The sequence below is a fragment of the Flavobacterium solisilvae genome, from assembly GCF_012911605.1.
GTDB classification, from domain to species: Bacteria; Bacteroidota; Bacteroidia; order Flavobacteriales; family Flavobacteriaceae; genus Flavobacterium; species Flavobacterium solisilvae.
The window spans coordinates 84,588-101,619 of sequence record NZ_JAAMPT010000209.1; the positions used below are offsets into that span (position 1 = coordinate 84,588).

The following is a 17,032-nucleotide window of genomic DNA, read 5'->3' on the forward strand; positions in this document are numbered from 1 at the left end:
GTTATGAAAATAATTTGCATTGGTAGAAATTATGCAAGCCATATCGAGGAATTAAAAAATGAACGACCAAGTGAACCTGTTATTTTTTTAAAACCCGATACAGCAATATTACCATTTAAAGCACCATTTATTATTCCTGAATTTAGCAACGAAATTCATCACGAAGTTGAAATTTTGGTCAAAATTTCTAAAGTTGGAAAATATATCGATAAAAAATTTGCTCATAAATATTATGACGAAATAGGTTTAGGTATCGATTTTACGGCAAGAGATTTACAGAATAAACTTAAAGAAAAAGGTCTGCCATGGGAAAAATCAAAAGCTTTTGACGGTTCAGCGATTATTGGTGACTTTCTACCGAAAAATTCTTTTACTTCGTTAGAAAATATTAATTTTGAGTTAACAAATAATGGAAAATCCGTTCAAAAAGGAAATACAAGCCAAATGTTGTGGAAAATTGATGAACTAATTGCTTATGTTTCTCAGTATTTTACATTAAAAAAAGGAGATATAATTTTTACCGGAACACCAGAAGGCGTTGCAAAAATATCTGAAAAAGATGTTTTAGAAGGATTTATAAACGACAAAAAACTATTTAGCTTATATATAAAATAATGGCAATAAACTACAACCTAGCAAAAGTATATGAACTATCAGATAACGATCCTGAGTTTGTATTACAAATTATCACATTGTTCGTAACCGAAGTTCCTGAAGATATGAAACAAATCGAGATAGGAATTGACAGTAAAGATCACAAATTAGCTTACAGTTTCGCTCATAAAATAAAACCAACATTAGATTTATTGGGAATGACTGTAGCTTTTGAAGAAATTCTTCAGGTGGAAGCTTGGACAAAAAGAGAAGGAAAGCGTAAAGAAATTGAAGATACTTTTAAAAGTATCCAAAGTCAAGTTGAAAAAGCAGTAAAAGAAATAAAAAAAGATTTTGAAATATAAAAGTTTCATTGTTTTTTTGACTTTTAACAAAGGAGCTACAAATTGTAGTTCCTTTTTTTATTCTTTTTTTCTTCTGTTTTTTACATAAGACATAAAACCTCTTAAAATTATGTACTACTCAATAAAATACTAATAAAAATGAATAATGTGTAATTATTGTGTAAAAAAAATTAATTATTTATTTTTATATATTTGCTAAAATAGTATATTTATGCAAAATTTATATATATGGAGGTTTTTAGCTGTCCTAAATGTCAAAGTAACACTATTGTAAAAAGTGGTATAATCAAAGACAGACAAAGGTTTTTGTGTAAAAAATGTAATTATTATTTCACGGTCAATAAACTTGGTAAAAAGATAGATAGTTACTACGTGACCAAAGCACTTCAGCTGTATCTTGAAGGTTTAAGTTATAGAGAAATAGAACGAATTATAGGTGTTTCTCATGTTACGGTAAGCAATTGGGTGAAAGAGTACAAAATTTCAAAACCCAATCACACTGATTATCATCCAACCTATAAGATATACAATCATTTAGAACTGGTAGAGTTTTTGAAAAACAAAGAAGTTTTGAAAGGTGCTGGGATGATTATAACTGAGTTAGGCGATAAATTTATGCTAATAAAATGGGAGCGATTTAAAGATTAACTATAGTAGTTAACAAAATTATATATCATAATTTTTTTCATCAATGATTTATTGGAATTTGGCTGAACCAAAAACTAACTAAAACCAATAAATTAAAATGAAAAAATTGGCATTAAGTGTAGTGCTGCTGTTATTAGCCAAGCTAAGCTTTGCTCAGGGTTCTACAGATTACGGTTCAGGTTTAAAAATTAATATTAATCCAGATGGTTCAAAGTATATGCGTGTGATAGCATGGAATCAAGTATGGCTAAGATCAACAGATAATAATTCGGGATCGGCTATAAATGGAGAATCGGCTTCTTCCAGTTTTGATATTGGAAACAGACGATTACGTTTTCTGGCGTATGCTCAAATTTCAAAGCGCTATATGGTTATGACACATTTTGGTATAAATAATCAAACATTTACCAATGGTGGAGCATCTGGAACATCGGGAACTGGAGGTTATGGTGGAGGAAAAAAACCAGGATTGTTTTTTCATGATGCATGGAACGAATATGCTGTAGTACTTCCCGAAGAATCAAAGAATTTCTGTCTTTCTCTTGGTGGCGGATTGCATTATTTTATGGGATTGTCACGAATGACAATGGCTTCAACACTTAATTTTTTAACAGTTGATGCACCTATTTTTAATTGGCCGTTAATAGAAAACTCCGACCAATTTGCGCGTCAAATTGGACTTTTTGCCAAAGGAAAATATGGTAAATTAGAATATCGTATAAGTTTCAACAAACCTTTTGCTACTAATTTAGCTCCAGCAGATGTGCCAACAGCAGATGCAGCAATAGCAGTTGATAATAGTGGAAATACACAATGGTCAAAAGCAGGTTATTTTGAATATCAATTTTTAGACCAGGAATCTAATTTCCTTCCGTTCAAAGTAGGAACATATTTAGGAACAAAAAGAGTTTTCAATGTTGGTGCCGGGTTTTATTCCGCACCAGATGCTACCCGAACTTCAGTAGCTGGAGAAGTTAAAAAGCACAATATTAATTTATTTGCAGTAGATACCTTTTTAGACATGCCGTTTGGAACAGCAAAAAACAAAGCAGCAGTAACAGCTTATAGTGTTTTCTATAATTTCGATTTTGGACCAAATTATTTAAGAAACATTGGAATTATGAATGTTTCATCGGTTGACCCAACTTTTACTGGAACACCGGCTTTGGCTGGAGCAGGAAATGCACAACCTACTATTGGAACAGGGAATATTTGGTACACACAAGCTGGAGTACTTTTACCTTCTTCTGTGGATAAACCAAAAGTAAGAGTACAACCATTTGCTGCTTATACATATAAAAACTTTGAACGATTGGATGCACCAAGTTCTCAATTTGATTTTGGAACTAACTTGCTTCTTGACGGACATCATGCAAAAGTAACAGCTCAATATTCAACTAGACCTGTTTATACAGCGATTGGAAACAAAGACAGTTCAAAAGGAGAGTTTACGCTACAACTTCAAATTTATTTATAAAATTAATCAAACCAAAAATTATATACTATGAGCAACAATTCAAAAAAAGGAATTTGGAAAGTAATATCCGCTTCCTCAATGGGAACGATGATTGAATGGTATGACTTCTATATTTTCGGAAGTTTAGCCGTTGTTTTATCAACAAAATTTTTCCCGTCTGATAATCCAACAGCAGCTTTCTTGTCAACATTAGCAACCTTTGCAGCAGGTTTCGTGGTGCGTCCGTTTGGAGCATTATTTTTCGGAAGATTAGGCGATTTAATCGGAAGAAAATATACCTTTATGGTAACCTTAATGTTGATGGGTGGAGCAACTTTTGTCATTGGATGTATTCCAAGTTATGAAAGTATTGGATTTTTAGCGCCAGTATTGGTCTTAATTCTTCGTTTGCTGCAAGGTTTAGCCCTTGGAGGTGAATATGGCGGAGCGGCAACTTATGTAGCTGAACATGCACCAAAAGGCGAAAAAGGCTATTGGACTTCTTGGATTCAAACAACTGCAACAGTTGGTTTATTCATTTCGCTGATGGTAATTTTAATCACAAAAAGTCTGTTATCTAAAGAAGCCTTCGACGATTGGGGTTGGAGAGTTCCGTTTTGGGTTTCTATTTTGATGGTGTATGTTTCTTATTTGATTAGAAAAAATATGGATGAATCCCCAGTTTTTGCCAAAGCTAAAGCCGAAGGAAAAACAGCAACCAATCCATTGAAGGAAAGTTTTGGCAACAAATACAATTTGAAATTTGTTCTTTTAGCATTATTTGGAGCAACAATGGGACAAGGAGTTGTTTGGTACACAGGACAATTTTATGCGATGAATTTCTTGAAAACAGTTCAGAGTATTGATTCTTCTCAAGTGGATATGTTACTTGGTATTGCATTAATTTTAGGAACGCCGTTTTTCGTATTCTTCGGATGGTTGAGTGATAAATGGGGACGAAAATCAATTATGATGGCGGGAATGTTGTTGGCTATTTTACTATACAGACCAATTTATAGAGCAATGTATGATTCTACCGATTTAACCAAAAAAGTAGAAATAGCAGAACAAACTAAAGTAGTTCCGTCTTTGAAAGAAATCGACGCTACAAAGATTGACTCTGTTTATACTACTACAAAAGCTTATACCGATGGAACTTTAGTGGAAGAAATCAAAACCAAGCATTTTGAAAACGGAAAATTGATGGTTGATGATAAAGGAAAAGAAAAAGTTGATACTAAAGTTACAAAAACAATCAATAGTGCCGATAAATGGTTTTTGGTCTTTATGGTATTTATTCAAGTTATTTTTGTAACGATGGTTTATGGACCAATTGCAGCATTCTTGGTAGAAATGTTCCCAGTAAAAATTAGATATACATCAATGTCGTTGCCATATCACGTAGGTAATGGAATTTTTGGAGGTTTGCTTCCTGCTATTTCAACCTATTTTGTAACCAATGCTAAAGAAGCCGGCGATCCTGAGTTTTATCTCGAAGGATTATGGTATCCAATTGCAATAGCGGCAGTTTGTTTTGTTATTGGAATGATTTACATCGACAGAAAAATTAATACACTTCACGACTAAAAGATAAGATTATGAACGCATTAAAAAAATATTTAGGTATTGTTTGGATTGCATTAGCAATTGCAGTTGCCTATTTTTCCATTGGGATATTTGGTTACAAATTAACCACAGGAAAACAAGACGATTTGGTATTTGGAATTATAGTATTTTTTATATTATTGCCAATGGTTGTTACCGGATTGACCATTTTTGGTTGGTACGCCTTAACCAACGAATATGAAGATTAGTTAATAAATTGATTGGTTATTTTCCATGAGCTCTTTTTATAAGAGCTTGTGGTTTTTAGAATTATGAAACAAAGACATCAACAAAAATTTGTAATCATTTCACTAATCCTTTTAATAGGGTTAAATCTTCCTATTTTATTACTTTTTGACAGTTCAGAAAGTTGTATGGGAATACCGGTTATTTATGTTTACATTTTTTCGGTATGGTTGTTCTCTATACTGTTGTCCTATATTTTGCTAAAACGCTATTATGAGTAGTTTAGGATTGTTAATCATATTAGGGATTTACCTTGGAATTCTTTTTTTAATTGCCAATTGGGCAGAAAAAAGAGGAAATTCAAAATGGGTAAACAATCCTTATGTTTATTCATTTTCGTTAGCAATTTATTGTACAGCTTGGACGTATTATGGTAGTATTGGTGTAGCAGCCGATTCAGGATTAAGTTATATTCCCATTTATCTTGGACCAATAATTATTATTCCTACTTGGATTATTTTGATGAAAAAAATCATCCGAATTTCCAGAGTAAACAAAGTTTCCAGCATTGCCGATTTTATTTCGCTTCGCTATGGAAACAGTCGTTTTCTCGGAGCTTTAGTTACGATTGTTTGCCTTTTTGGAATTCTACCTTATATCGGATTGCAACTGAAAGCCATAGCCGAAACATTTCACATTGTAACTAATACCAAAGCAAGAACCTATGTTTTTGATGATAGTACAACTTATATTGCATTTGCATTAGCAATCTTTGCTTCAATTTACGGAACAAAATATGTCGATGCTTCCGAGAAAAGAAAAGGAATTGTAACAGCTGTTGCATTAGAAAGTATTCTAAAATTGGTATTTTTTATCATCATTGGTGTATATGTCACATTTTTTGTTTTTGATGGTTTCGATGATATTTATGCCAAAGCTTCATTATTGGAAAATTTCCATAAAAAGAATACGGTTGGAGGTTTGCCTCAAGCCATAAACTGGTTTTTTCTGTGCGTACTTTCTTTATTTTCCATGTTTTTGTTGCCAAGACAGTTTCAGGTTTCAGTAATAGAAAATACAAGAGAAAGTCATGTCAATACAGCTATTTGGCTGTTTCCTTTATACCTTTTGTTATTCAATATTTTTGTGTTTCCAATAGCTTGGGGTGGAAATATCATGTTTGATGGTCAAAATGCAAATTCCGATATGTATTCATTACTAATTCCTCAGTTTTTAGGAAATGAAACATTAACGGTAATGGTTTTTCTCGGAGGATTTTCCGCAGCAATTTCGATGATTGTGGTTTCTTCTATCGGACTTTCAACAATGGTGAGTAATAACTTAATTATTCCGTATGGATTACTAGGAAGATTGCAAAATAACGAACAATCAACCATCAATAAAAAGATTGTAAACATTAGACGAATAGGGATTTTTTCGATGATTATCATTGCTTATTTCTTGTATCGTGTTTTTGCTCTCGATTATAATTTGGTTTCTATCGGAATGGTTGCTTTTGTAATTATTGCTCAATTAGCACCATCATTTTTTGGAGCATTATTTTGGCGAAGAGGTTCAAGAACCGGTGCCGTTTCGGGATTAATAGTTGGTTTTATTATTTGCTTATATACGTTGTTAATTCCTTATGCCATCGGAATAACTCGAGCCGATACTTCTTTTATTACTGAAGGATTGTTTGGAATAAAATTATTAAAACCATTACAACTTTTCGGATTAGATTATCTCGATCCAATTCCACATGCGTTATTTTGGAGTTTGTTATTCAATTTTATGACATTTATTGCGGTTTCGGTTAGTTTTAAAGGAAATTACAGAGAACGAAATTATGCCGAAATGTTCTTGGACATCAATAAATACATCAATATGCATGAAAATGCATTCGTTTGGCGAGGAACAGCTTATAGAACAGATATTGAGAAAGTTTTAGTGAGATTTTTAGGCGAAGAAAGAACAAAACGTGCAATGAATATCTTCAATCTCAAATACAATGTAGATAAGAATGAAGAATTGGCGGATGCTCGTTTAATCAAATTCTCCGAAAATTTATTAACAGGACATATTGGAACAGCTTCGGCTAAAATATTGATTTCAAGTGTAGTAAAAGAAGAGAAAATTACGTTACCCGAAGTGTTGAAGATTTTAGAAGAATCCAAAGAAAACATCATTATCAACAAAAAATTAACCGAAACGTCCAATGAATTAAAAGAAATTTCAGCCAAACTGCATGAAGCTAATCTTTCGTTGATGGAAAAAGACAAACAAAAAGACGAGTTTTTGGACACAGTAACTCATGAATTGCGAACGCCAATCACCGCTATTCGAGCTTCCAGCGAAATTTTGCACGACGATGATGAAATTCCCGAAGAACTCAAAAAACAATTCTTACAAAACATTATTTCTGAATCAGATAGATTAAATAGGTTGATTGATAAAATCCTCGATTTGGAAAAATTTGAAACCGGAAGACAAAAAGTTAACTTTTCGAATAATTTGATTATTGAAACGATTGAAAATTCCATCGAACCATTGCAACAATTAATTACGAATAAAGATATTTTGGTTCACATTGAAGGAAATAGAAATCTGAAAGCTGATTATGATGAAGACCGAATTGTTCAAGTAATAACGAATTTGGTTTCTAATGCGATTAAATTTTGTGCAGAAACCAACGGATTGATTACCTTAGCTGTTTATGATAAACACGATTACTTGCAAATAGAAGTAAGCGACAACGGTAAAGGAATTGCGTCAAGTGATTTTGAAGCAATTTTTGATAAATTTTATCAGTCAACCAATCAAAATTTTAAAAAACCAATTGGTAGCGGTTTGGGATTGGCAATTTGTAAGCAAATAATCGAGCATCATAAAGGCAAAATTTGGGCAAGAAATAATGCCACTGGCGGTGCTTGTCTTACTTTTACCTTACCAAAAAAAGCAACAATAATCAATTAATGTAGTAACAAATCTATATATGAAGAAGATTTTAATAGTTGACGATGAGCCTAATATTGTAATGTCATTGGAATATACTTTTAAGAAAAATAATTTTGAAGTATTCATTGCTCGTGACGGACAGGAAGCATTGGATATTTTAAAAACTCATTTTCCCGATGTTATTATTCTGGATATTATGATGCCTTTGGTTGATGGATTTGAAACATTGGAACAAATTAAAAAGAACGAAGAATTAAATCATTGCAAAGTTCTTTTTCTTTCGGCAAAAAATAAAGAAAGCGATATAGAAAAAGGAATGACACTTGGTGCCGATGCCTATTTAACCAAACCTTTTTCCATCAAAAAAGTAGTAGAACAAGTAAACGAACTGCTAGGAATTTAACCCAAAATAAACAATTAAAAATAATGAATTTGTCTTATTCAAACCGAATAGGATTCCATAACTACATTCACAACTGAACTAACAATTAACAAAATGAACTATCAAGAATTTTACAATAAAAGTATCGAAAACCCTGAAAAATTTTGGACAGAACAGGCTAATGAAATTGATTGGTTTGCTAAACCGGAGCAAATTCTTTCCAACGATGAAACTGGTTATCCATTATGGTACAAAGACGGAATATTAAATGCATGTTATTTAGCTTTGGACAAACACATTCAAGACGGATATGGCGAACAAACCGCTATCATTTATGATTCTCCGGTTACACAAACGGTAAAAAAATATACATTCAACGAAGTAAAATCAGAAGTGGCAAGATTAGCCGGAGGTTTAACATCGTTAGGACTAAAAAAAGGACATACAGCAGTTATTTATATGCCAATGATTCCACAAGCGGCTTTTGCCATGTTGGCTTGTGCTAGAATAGGAGTAACGCATTCGGTTGTTTTTGGCGGGTTTGCTCCACATGAATTAGCGATTCGTATTGATGATTGCAAACCACGAGTTATTCTTACAGCTTCGTCGGGAATTGAGATTGATCGATTGATTGCCTACAAACCTTTGGTGGATGAAGCCATTGAATTGGCTGAACATAAACCTAAAAAAGTAGTGGTTTTAAACCGAAAATTAGGAGCAAGAATTCCGTTTAAGAAATACGATGTCGATTATGATGCGTTAGTTTACGGTTCGGAAGAAGTTCCTTGCGTTCCGGTAGAAACGACACATCCGTTGTATGTTTTATATACATCGGGAACAACAGGAAAACCAAAAGGAATTGTTCGTGATACCGCTGGATATGCTGTTGCTTTAAAATTTTCGATGCAAAAAATTTACGGCGTAAAACCCGATGAGGTTTTTTGGGCAGCTTCAGATGTTGGTTGGGTTGTTGGTCATAGTTTCATAGTTTACGGACCGTTAATTAATCGAAATGCCACGATAGTTTTTGAAGGAAAACCGATAAAAACGCCAGATTCGAGTACATTTTGGCGAGTTGTTGCTGAGCATAAAGTAAGCGCGATGTTCACGGCACCAACGGCCATTCGTGCCATTAAAAAAGAAGATCCAAATGGTGAATTCATCAAACAATATGATATTTCAAGTTTGCGAACTCAGTTTTTAGCAGGCGAACGATGTGATGTAGCTACGTTAGAATGGTATCAAAAACATATTCCAATTCCGGCAATCGATCATTGGTGGCAAACAGAATCAGGTTGGCCAATGATTGCTAATATGATGGGAGTTGAATATTTACCGATAAAACCAGGTTCGTCAGGTAAAGCAGTTTCGGGTTATGATATTCAGATTTTGGGAGAAAATGGTCAGGAACTTGGAGCAAATGAAGAAGGTTATGTTGTAATCAAATTGCCTTTGCCACCAGGAACGTTATTGGATATTTGGAATGATAATGAACGCTTTCAAGCAGGTTATTTGACTAAATTTCCAGGTTATTATTTTTCCGGTGATGGTGGATTTAAAGATGATGATGGTTATATTTTTATTACCGGTAGAGTAGATGATGTGATAAACGTTGCAGGACATCGATTATCAACTGCCGAAATGGAAGAAATTGTAGCATCACATCAAGCAGTTGCTGAATGTGCTGTGATCGGAATTAATGATGAACTGAAAGGACAAATACCGTTAGCTCTAGTAGTCACAAAATTTGGCGAAAATATAGAACATTTTCAATTGCAATATGAAATAGTACAATTAGTCAGAGAAAAAATTGGAGCGGTTGCTTCTTTACGAGATGTAGTTTTAGTTCAGCGATTACCAAAAACTCGTTCGGGTAAAATCTTACGTAAACTTTTGCGAAGCATATCCGATGGAGAAAAATTCCAAATTCCATCAACCATTGATGATGAAGCAATTATTGATGAAGTGAGAGAAGAATTTGTAAAAGCAAAAATTGGTTCATTCAAATAGTTAATAACTATATATATTTATTTTGCAACAAAAAATAAAATGACATTCATAGAATATTTATATTTACAATATCAAACGATTAAAAAAGGAGATTAACAATGAGTTATTATAAAATACAGAATTTAGAACACTATTTCAAAATGTATAAAAAATCGGTTCGCGAGCCGAGAAAATTTTGGGATAAAATAGCCGATGAAAACTTTACTTGGTATCAAAAATGGGAAAAAGTATTCGATTTTGACTTTCAAGAAGCCAAGTTCCGTTGGTTTATTGATGCTAAAGTAAATATTACTAAAAACTGTATCGATAGGCATTTAGCTAGACGTGGCGACAAAACCGCAATCATTTTTGAACCTAATAATCCTGACGAACCAGCTTTGCATATTTCCTATAACGAATTGTATGTAAGAGTTGCAAAAATGGCAAATGTACTTCGTGATCAAGGTGTTAAAAAAGGCGACAGAGTTTGTATTTATTTACCAATGATACCTGAATTAGCAGTGGCTGTTTTGGCTTGTGCCAGAATTGGAGCTATACATTCGGTGATTTTTGCAGGATTTTCGGCTTCGGCAGTTGCTGCGCGAATCAATGATTGCGAATGTAAAATGGTTATCACATCAGACGGAAGCTACCGTGGTAATAAGTCCATTGATTTAAAAGGAATTGTGGACGAATCACTTGAAAAATGTCCTACAGTAGAGAAAGTTTTGGTAGCCAAAAGAACCAACACGATTGTCAATATGAAAGAAGGTCGTGATTTATGGTTACAACCATTATTGGATGCTGCTATCGGGAATAGTGTTGCTGAAATCATGGATGCCGAAGATCCTTTGTTCATTCTTTATACATCAGGTTCAACAGGAAAGCCAAAAGGAATGGTTCATACTACTGCCGGATATATGGTTTACACAGCTTATACGTTCAAGAATATTTTTAACTACGAGGAAAATGATATTTATTGGTGTACTGCTGATATCGGTTGGATTACAGGTCACTCTTATATATTATATGGACCATTATTAAATGGCGCAACAACTGTAATTTTTGAAGGTGTTCCGTCTTATCCTAATTTCAGTCGTTTTTGGGATGTAATTGAAAAACATAAAATAACTCAGTTCTATACGGCGCCAACAGCTATTCGTGCTTTGGCAAAAGAAAGCATAGATTATATTCAAAAATACCCTTTGAAATCATTGCGAGTGATTGGTTCGGTTGGAGAACCTATCAATGAAGAAGCTTGGCATTGGTACAATGATCATGTTGGAGGAAAAAGATGTCCATTGGTAGATACTTGGTGGCAAACAGAAACCGGAGGAATTATGATTTCACCAATTCCGTTTGTAACACCTACAAAACCTACTTATGCATCATTACCGTTACCGGGAATTCAACCTGTTTTGATGGATGAATTGCGAAACGAAATTGAAGGAAATCAAGTTACCGGAAGTTTATGCATTAAGTTTCCTTGGCCGTCAATCGCCAGAACCATTTGGGGTGATCATCAACGTTATAGAGAAACTTATTTTACGGCTTTTCCAGGGAAATATTTCACAGGCGATGGCGCATTGCGTGATGAAGTAGGTTATTACAGAATTACAGGTCGAGTTGATGACGTGATTATTGTTTCGGGACATAACCTTGGAACAGCGCCAATTGAAGATTCTATAAATGAACATCCAGCGGTAGCGGAAAGCGCAATTGTTGGTTTCCAACACGATGTAAAAGGAAATGCACTTTATGGATTTGTAATTTTGAAAGAAACAGGAGAAAGCCGTAACCAAGATAATTTAGCAAAAGAAATCAATCAACTGATTTCAGATCAAATAGGACCAATTGCTAAATTGGATAAAATTCAGTTTGTTTCCGGATTGCCAAAAACTCGTTCGGGTAAAATCATGCGTAGAATTTTACGCAAAATAGCCGAAGGCGATTTCTCTAATTTTGGGGATATTTCAACCTTACTAAATCCAGAAATTGTGGAAGAAATTAAAAATGGGAAGCTTTAAGCTTCCTTTTTTTTATTTCTAAATACTCGAAGCAGCATTAATTTTTATTCTTTTTACTAAAACCTATTTGAAAAACGAAATAAATGAAAAGGGTAATGTTTATTTTCATGACTATATTTGTTTTAAAACGGAAGTGCTTTCAAAAGTAAAGTTTCCATGATTTTATATCCTTCGGCATTAGGATGAACACCATCTTCACCATATATTTTTTGTAAACCTTTTTTATCATCAACCATTTTTGAATAATAATCAACGTAGGTGATTTTGTTTTTGATAGCATATTCGTTAATCATTTTGTTTAGCATGATTACTTTATCGGCAGGAAGAATTTTTGTGTTCCAATAGAAATTATTAGCTGGTAAAACGGAGCACAAAACAACTTTAATTTTGTTTTCTTTAGCTTTTTCAACCATGTTTTTAATATTGGCGAAAATTTCTTCAAGCGTAATTGGACCAGTATTTTCTGCAATATCATTAATTCCGGCTAAAATTACAACTGTTGATGGTTTCAATTGAATTACATCTTGCTCAAACCGAAGCAACATTTGCGAAGTTGTTTGTCCGCTGATTCCTCGGTCGAGTAAAGGATATTTCTTGAAAAAATCAGGACTAGTTGGTTTCCAGAATTCAGTTATAGAATCGCCCATCAATACGGTTGCATTTTTCATTGGCTTAACAGTTTTATTTTCTGCTTCATATTTTTTTAGGTTTGCCCAATCTTCAATTGGGTTAGTTTGTGCAATTATCAAATTGGAAATCAGCAGAAAAAAAGCGAATAGCGAATTGTATATTTTCATTAGTAAAGAGAGTCAAAAAGTTTATGAATTAAAAGTAATAAAAAAGGCCAAACAAAAAGTAAAAATTGTTCTTTTCTACTAATTATTTGGCAAACTTTTTTAAAGACTAAATTATCCTTTTGTAAGAAATAATGAAGCTTTGGTTTAATTCAGAAGTTTTTAAATTTCTTCTGTATTTGTTGGCTTTTCGTCAACTGGTTTTACTTCTTCAGCAACATTTTCACCTTTTAAATAGGTTGGCAAATTCAATCCAGCCATATTAAATAAATCGTTCAATGGCGGAACGGTTTTCATCATTCCTGAAACAAAATTGGCTGTTGAACCATTTCCATCGGTATTATTTCCCGAATCCCAAACGGTAATTTTATCAATTTTGATATTTTTAACGGCTTCAACTTGAGTTTTAACTAATTCAGGTAATTTTTCGATTAACAATAATTGGAATGCTTTCGTTGGATCACCACCAGCAGCAGTTACAACTTCTTTGTAACCTTCGGCTTGCTTGGTTAAGATTTCATATAAACCTTTTGCTTCAGCTTCCATTTTTGCATAAATCGCATCGGCTTCACCTTTTGCTTGCTCACGAATTCTTTCGGCTTCGGCTTGAGCTTCGATGATGGCTTTTTGTTTTGCAATTTCTGCCGGAATAACCACGTTTGCATTTTGTGTAGAACGTTCTCTTTCAGCACGAGCAGCTTCGGCTTTTTGTTCTGCAACATACGATTCTTCTAAAGCTTTTGCACTTTGAACTTTTTCTGATGCTAAAGCAATACGCAATGCTTCTGCTTCTTTTTCACGACGAGTTGCTTCTGATTGTGCAATGGCAATTTTTGCTTCGTTTTCTCCTTGAATAGCAATAGCATTCGCTTCAGATGTTGCGACACGCGTATCTCTTTGTGCTTCAGCTTTACCAATACTTTCGTCTTTAAATGCAGCTGCAATACTTACTTCTCTATCTTTATTAGTAATCGCAATTTTTACGTCACGATCACGATGTGTTTCTGCAATTTGGACGTCTTTTTCTCTGTCTGCCATTGCTTTTCCGGTTTCCCCGATTTTTTCTTGCTCAGCAACCGAAATTTTAGCTTCGTTAATCGCTTTAGCAGCAGCTTCTTTTCCTAATGCTTCAATATAACCCGATTCGTCTTTGATATCGGTAACGTTTACGTTAATCAATTTCAAACCGATTTTTTTCAATTCAGAATCTACGTTTTTAGAAATATTATCCAAGAATTTATCTCTGTCGGAATTTATTTCTTCAATCGTCATCGTAGCAATAACCAAACGTAACTGACCAAAAAGAATATCTTTTGCCAATTCCTGAATTTGTTCTGGTGCTAAACCAAGCAAACGCTCGGCAGCCGTATTCATACTATCGGTTTCAGTAGAAATGGCAATGGTAAATCGACACGGAACATCAACACGAATATTTTGTCTAGAAAGTGCGTTGGTCAAATTGGCTTCAATAGAAATAGGTTTTAAATCTAAGAAAGCATAATCTTGAATAACTGGCCAAATGAAAGCTCCGCCACCGTGAACACATTTAGCAGAAGTTCCACCAGTTTTTCCATAGATAACTAATATTTTATCCGAAGGACAACGTTTGTAACGCGAAATTAGTGCTGTAATAGTTACAAAAAGCACAAAGACTAAAACGACGATAATAATGATTTGTTGCATATATAAAGGATTAAATTTTTTCTACAATTAGGATATTGTTCTCAATTTTAGTCACAGAAACGACTACGCCAGTTTCAATTCGGTCGTTTTCGGTTAAAGCTTCTAATTCGTGAAATGAACCGTTGATACTGATTTGAATTTTACCTTTCCCTGATTTTTTTTCGGGAATAGAAAGATATACTGTTGCGGTTTTATCGATGGCTTTGTCTAGTGAAAAAGAGTTATTTTCGTTAAGTTTCATCATTTGCTTAATAATGAAGAAAAATAAAGCAACAAAACTAGCTCCAACGACTGTTGCAACGACGATTAAAACGGTTTTGTTTTCGATAGAATTGTAAAATGAAATTCCGCTCCAGCTAAATCCTAATAGGAAATTAATAAGATTACGAAGTGTGAATAATTCAAAAGGTGCATCGCCAATGTCGTGACCTTCAGTTTCAATATCGGTTTCAACATCAGCTCCGCCAAAACCAGCAAAAGTCATAATGGTTTGGAGCAAAAAAAACAAACTTACTGGCAAAGCGATATACCAAAACGCTCTGAGTAATGGTTCAAGGTTTTCAAAAAATGTCATAGTAATTGGTTTATAGTTTTGATTATACGCTTCTTTCTTCAAAAGGTTACAAAATACAAAAAAGAAACGGGTTTTTTGCTTAAAACTGATGTTTTTTTGGTGTTTTTTCAAAAAAAATGCGGAAAACCATAAAAAATGATTTTCCGCAATTGTAAATTTTTGAGTGATGGAAAGAAGCTTCTTTATTCGTTGGTCGACGGTTTTTTCTTCAAGATTAAAGCACAAATCAATGGAACTAATAAACCTATTGGAACTAAAACTTCGGAATAGGTAATCAAAATTACCCAAATTGGGTTTTTGTATAGTTCTTTATACATATTTAATTTATCGGTTTCTGCTTTAATTTCTGCGGCAGTTAAAGTCGCTTTGTCGAGTTTGTTGATTGCCGTTTCTACATATTTATCCATAAAATCGGGGAAGAAACAGTAATATTCAATCAACCAAACGCCAACATACATTGTTGCTGCAATAAACGAAATCCAATAGCCAATTTTTAAGGCTTTTCCAAAGGAAATGAAACCGTTGTTTTGCTTATCGCGATAATTTTTAATTCCCAAAAAAACAAAAACATAGGCAACCAACATTCCAGTATAGCCAATAATCATGCTTGGCTCAAATGTTGGATCAGTTATATAGGAATACGTGCTGTAGAACATGAACGAAGCCACAATAATTCCCGCAATTAATCCATAAGTGATAATAATTTTTCTCATAATAAAAGATTTTTGATTAGGAAGCAAAATTGGTTTTTTGAATAGTATTTTGGCTCATTCTTTAGTATGATTTTGCTAAAATCACGCTAAAGTAGGAGTGATGATTTGGAGTTTTTTTGCCACTTCAACCGCTTGTGTTCTGCGTTTTACGTCTAGTTTTTCAAACAAATTAGCGTTGTGCGTTTTAATCGTATGCAAAGAAACAAAAAGCGCATCGGCAATTTCTTGATTGCTCAAACCTTTTGCCATTAGTTGTAAAACTTCCAATTCACGACTACTGATTTTTAAGGTTTCAATCGCTTCGGTGTTTATAGAAAAATTGTCTTGAAAGATTTTAACTTCTTTTTCAACGACTACAGTTTCAACTTTGGGTTTGGTAACTTTATTGGCAACCCAAATACCAATTAATAGAAAAATGATTGCTATAATTCCAGCGTAGATTTCGACTTTATATTCTAAAACAAGAAATTTGTATTCCAATAATCGAAGCAATAGCAACAAAATCGCCATTGCAATTGCATAACTAATAAGTTCTTTGTTTTGTTTAATTTTTTGCAAAATCATTTATTTGGTTACCCAAAAATAGTGAAATAATTTCAGTAAAAATCTATTTGACTTTCTTCATAACCATTTCGATGAAAGTATCTTCTATTGTAAAAATGATTTTTTTGTCTTCAATTTTTATGTGAAAAATAATGTTGGAGTAGTTGTCGTCGTTATGACCAACACGAAGCTGTTTTTTATTGGCATCAAAATACCATTCGTTTTTCTTGAAAATGTTTCCCAATTGTTCTATCATTTTGGATTTACTCGTAGTTGAAAATTCAAAAGTGTGATTAGCATTAAAAACATAAGTTGCTTTTTGGAAACCATCTAAAAGTTCTAAGATTTCGGGATTTTCTCCGTTTTTAGTAACGATAGCTTTTTTTACTTTCCATTTGCCAGCAACAAATTTTTCGTCAATAGTTTGACTAAAAGCAGTTGTAATTCCAATGAAGAAAACGAATAGAAAAATCTTGAGCTTCATTCTTTAAATTTATTTAATAAACGTAAAAATAAAA

16 protein-coding genes are annotated in these 17,032 nt (G+C 33.4%); 10 read left to right on the forward strand and 6 right to left on the reverse strand.

All coding sequences use genetic code 11. The features are described from left to right. The first annotated feature begins 3 nt into the window (after positions 1–3). From G6042_RS12695 to acs, 10 genes are all read left to right on the forward strand, one after another. Entirely contained in the window at positions 4–615 is a 612-nt protein-coding gene (locus G6042_RS12695; protein WP_169524819.1) for a fumarylacetoacetate hydrolase family protein, read from the forward strand. Next, positions 615–959 (forward strand): Hpt domain-containing protein, encoded by a 345-nt coding sequence (locus tag G6042_RS12700; protein ID WP_169524820.1) that lies wholly within the window; start codon positions 615–617, stop codon positions 957–959. The genes G6042_RS12695 and G6042_RS12700 overlap by 1 nt, the downstream gene beginning before the upstream one ends. A gap of 228 nt (positions 960–1,187) precedes the next feature. Continuing rightward, positions 1,188–1,607 (forward strand): IS1/IS1595 family N-terminal zinc-binding domain-containing protein, encoded by a 420-nt coding sequence (locus G6042_RS12705; protein WP_169524821.1) that lies wholly within the window; start codon positions 1,188–1,190, stop codon positions 1,605–1,607. 97 nt (positions 1,608–1,704) lie between these two features. Then, a complete protein-coding gene (locus G6042_RS12710) occupies positions 1,705–3,084 on the forward strand; it encodes a porin (RefSeq protein WP_169524822.1) in 1,380 nt (459 codons plus the stop codon). A gap of 27 nt (positions 3,085–3,111) precedes the next feature. Further along, on the forward strand, positions 3,112–4,650 hold the full coding sequence (locus tag G6042_RS12715; protein ID WP_169524823.1) for an MFS transporter: 1,539 nt from the start codon (positions 3,112–3,114) through the stop codon (positions 4,648–4,650). A gap of 11 nt (positions 4,651–4,661) precedes the next feature. Beyond that, a complete protein-coding gene (locus tag G6042_RS12720) occupies positions 4,662–4,877 on the forward strand; it encodes a DUF6814 family protein (protein WP_169524824.1) in 216 nt (71 codons plus the stop codon). Between the two features lie 250 nt (positions 4,878–5,127). After that, positions 5,128–7,827: an ATP-binding protein gene (locus G6042_RS12725; protein ID WP_169524825.1), complete on the forward strand. Its 2,700-nt coding sequence runs from the start codon at positions 5,128–5,130 to the stop codon at positions 7,825–7,827. Positions 7,828–7,846: 19 nt separating this feature from the next. Beyond that, positions 7,847–8,212 (forward strand): response regulator transcription factor, encoded by a 366-nt coding sequence (locus tag G6042_RS12730; RefSeq protein ID WP_169524826.1) that lies wholly within the window; start codon positions 7,847–7,849, stop codon positions 8,210–8,212. A 57-nt stretch (positions 8,213–8,269) separates the two neighbouring features. Next, on the forward strand, positions 8,270–10,201 hold the full coding sequence (locus tag G6042_RS12735) for an acetate--CoA ligase (protein WP_317168106.1): 1,932 nt from the start codon (positions 8,270–8,272) through the stop codon (positions 10,199–10,201). Positions 10,202–10,299: 98 nt separating this feature from the next. Further along, complete coding sequence (gene acs / locus G6042_RS12740; RefSeq protein ID WP_169524828.1) at positions 10,300–12,207, forward strand: acetate--CoA ligase; 1,908 nt, start codon at positions 10,300–10,302, stop codon at positions 12,205–12,207. A gap of 122 nt (positions 12,208–12,329) precedes the next feature. Here acs and G6042_RS12745 read toward each other — a convergent pair whose 3' ends face one another. From G6042_RS12745 to G6042_RS12770, 6 genes are all read right to left on the reverse strand, one after another. Beyond that, positions 12,330–13,004: a GDSL-type esterase/lipase family protein gene (locus G6042_RS12745; protein ID WP_169524829.1), complete on the reverse strand. Its 675-nt coding sequence runs from the start codon at positions 13,002–13,004 to the stop codon at positions 12,330–12,332. Between the two features lie 159 nt (positions 13,005–13,163). Further along, a complete protein-coding gene (locus G6042_RS12750; RefSeq protein ID WP_169524830.1) occupies positions 13,164–14,684 on the reverse strand; it encodes a flotillin family protein in 1,521 nt (506 codons plus the stop codon). 10 nt (positions 14,685–14,694) lie between these two features. Then, entirely contained in the window at positions 14,695–15,258 is a 564-nt protein-coding gene (locus G6042_RS12755; protein WP_169524831.1) for an NfeD family protein, read from the reverse strand. A gap of 182 nt (positions 15,259–15,440) precedes the next feature. Beyond that, entirely contained in the window at positions 15,441–15,971 is a 531-nt protein-coding gene (locus G6042_RS12760; RefSeq protein WP_169524832.1) for a DUF4199 domain-containing protein, read from the reverse strand. An 81-nt stretch (positions 15,972–16,052) separates the two neighbouring features. Continuing rightward, complete coding sequence (locus tag G6042_RS12765) at positions 16,053–16,529, reverse strand: response regulator transcription factor (protein WP_235933314.1); 477 nt, start codon at positions 16,527–16,529, stop codon at positions 16,053–16,055. A gap of 49 nt (positions 16,530–16,578) precedes the next feature. Further along, complete coding sequence (locus tag G6042_RS12770; RefSeq protein ID WP_169524834.1) at positions 16,579–16,998, reverse strand: hypothetical protein; 420 nt, start codon at positions 16,996–16,998, stop codon at positions 16,579–16,581. Positions 16,999–17,032 lie beyond the last annotated feature (34 nt).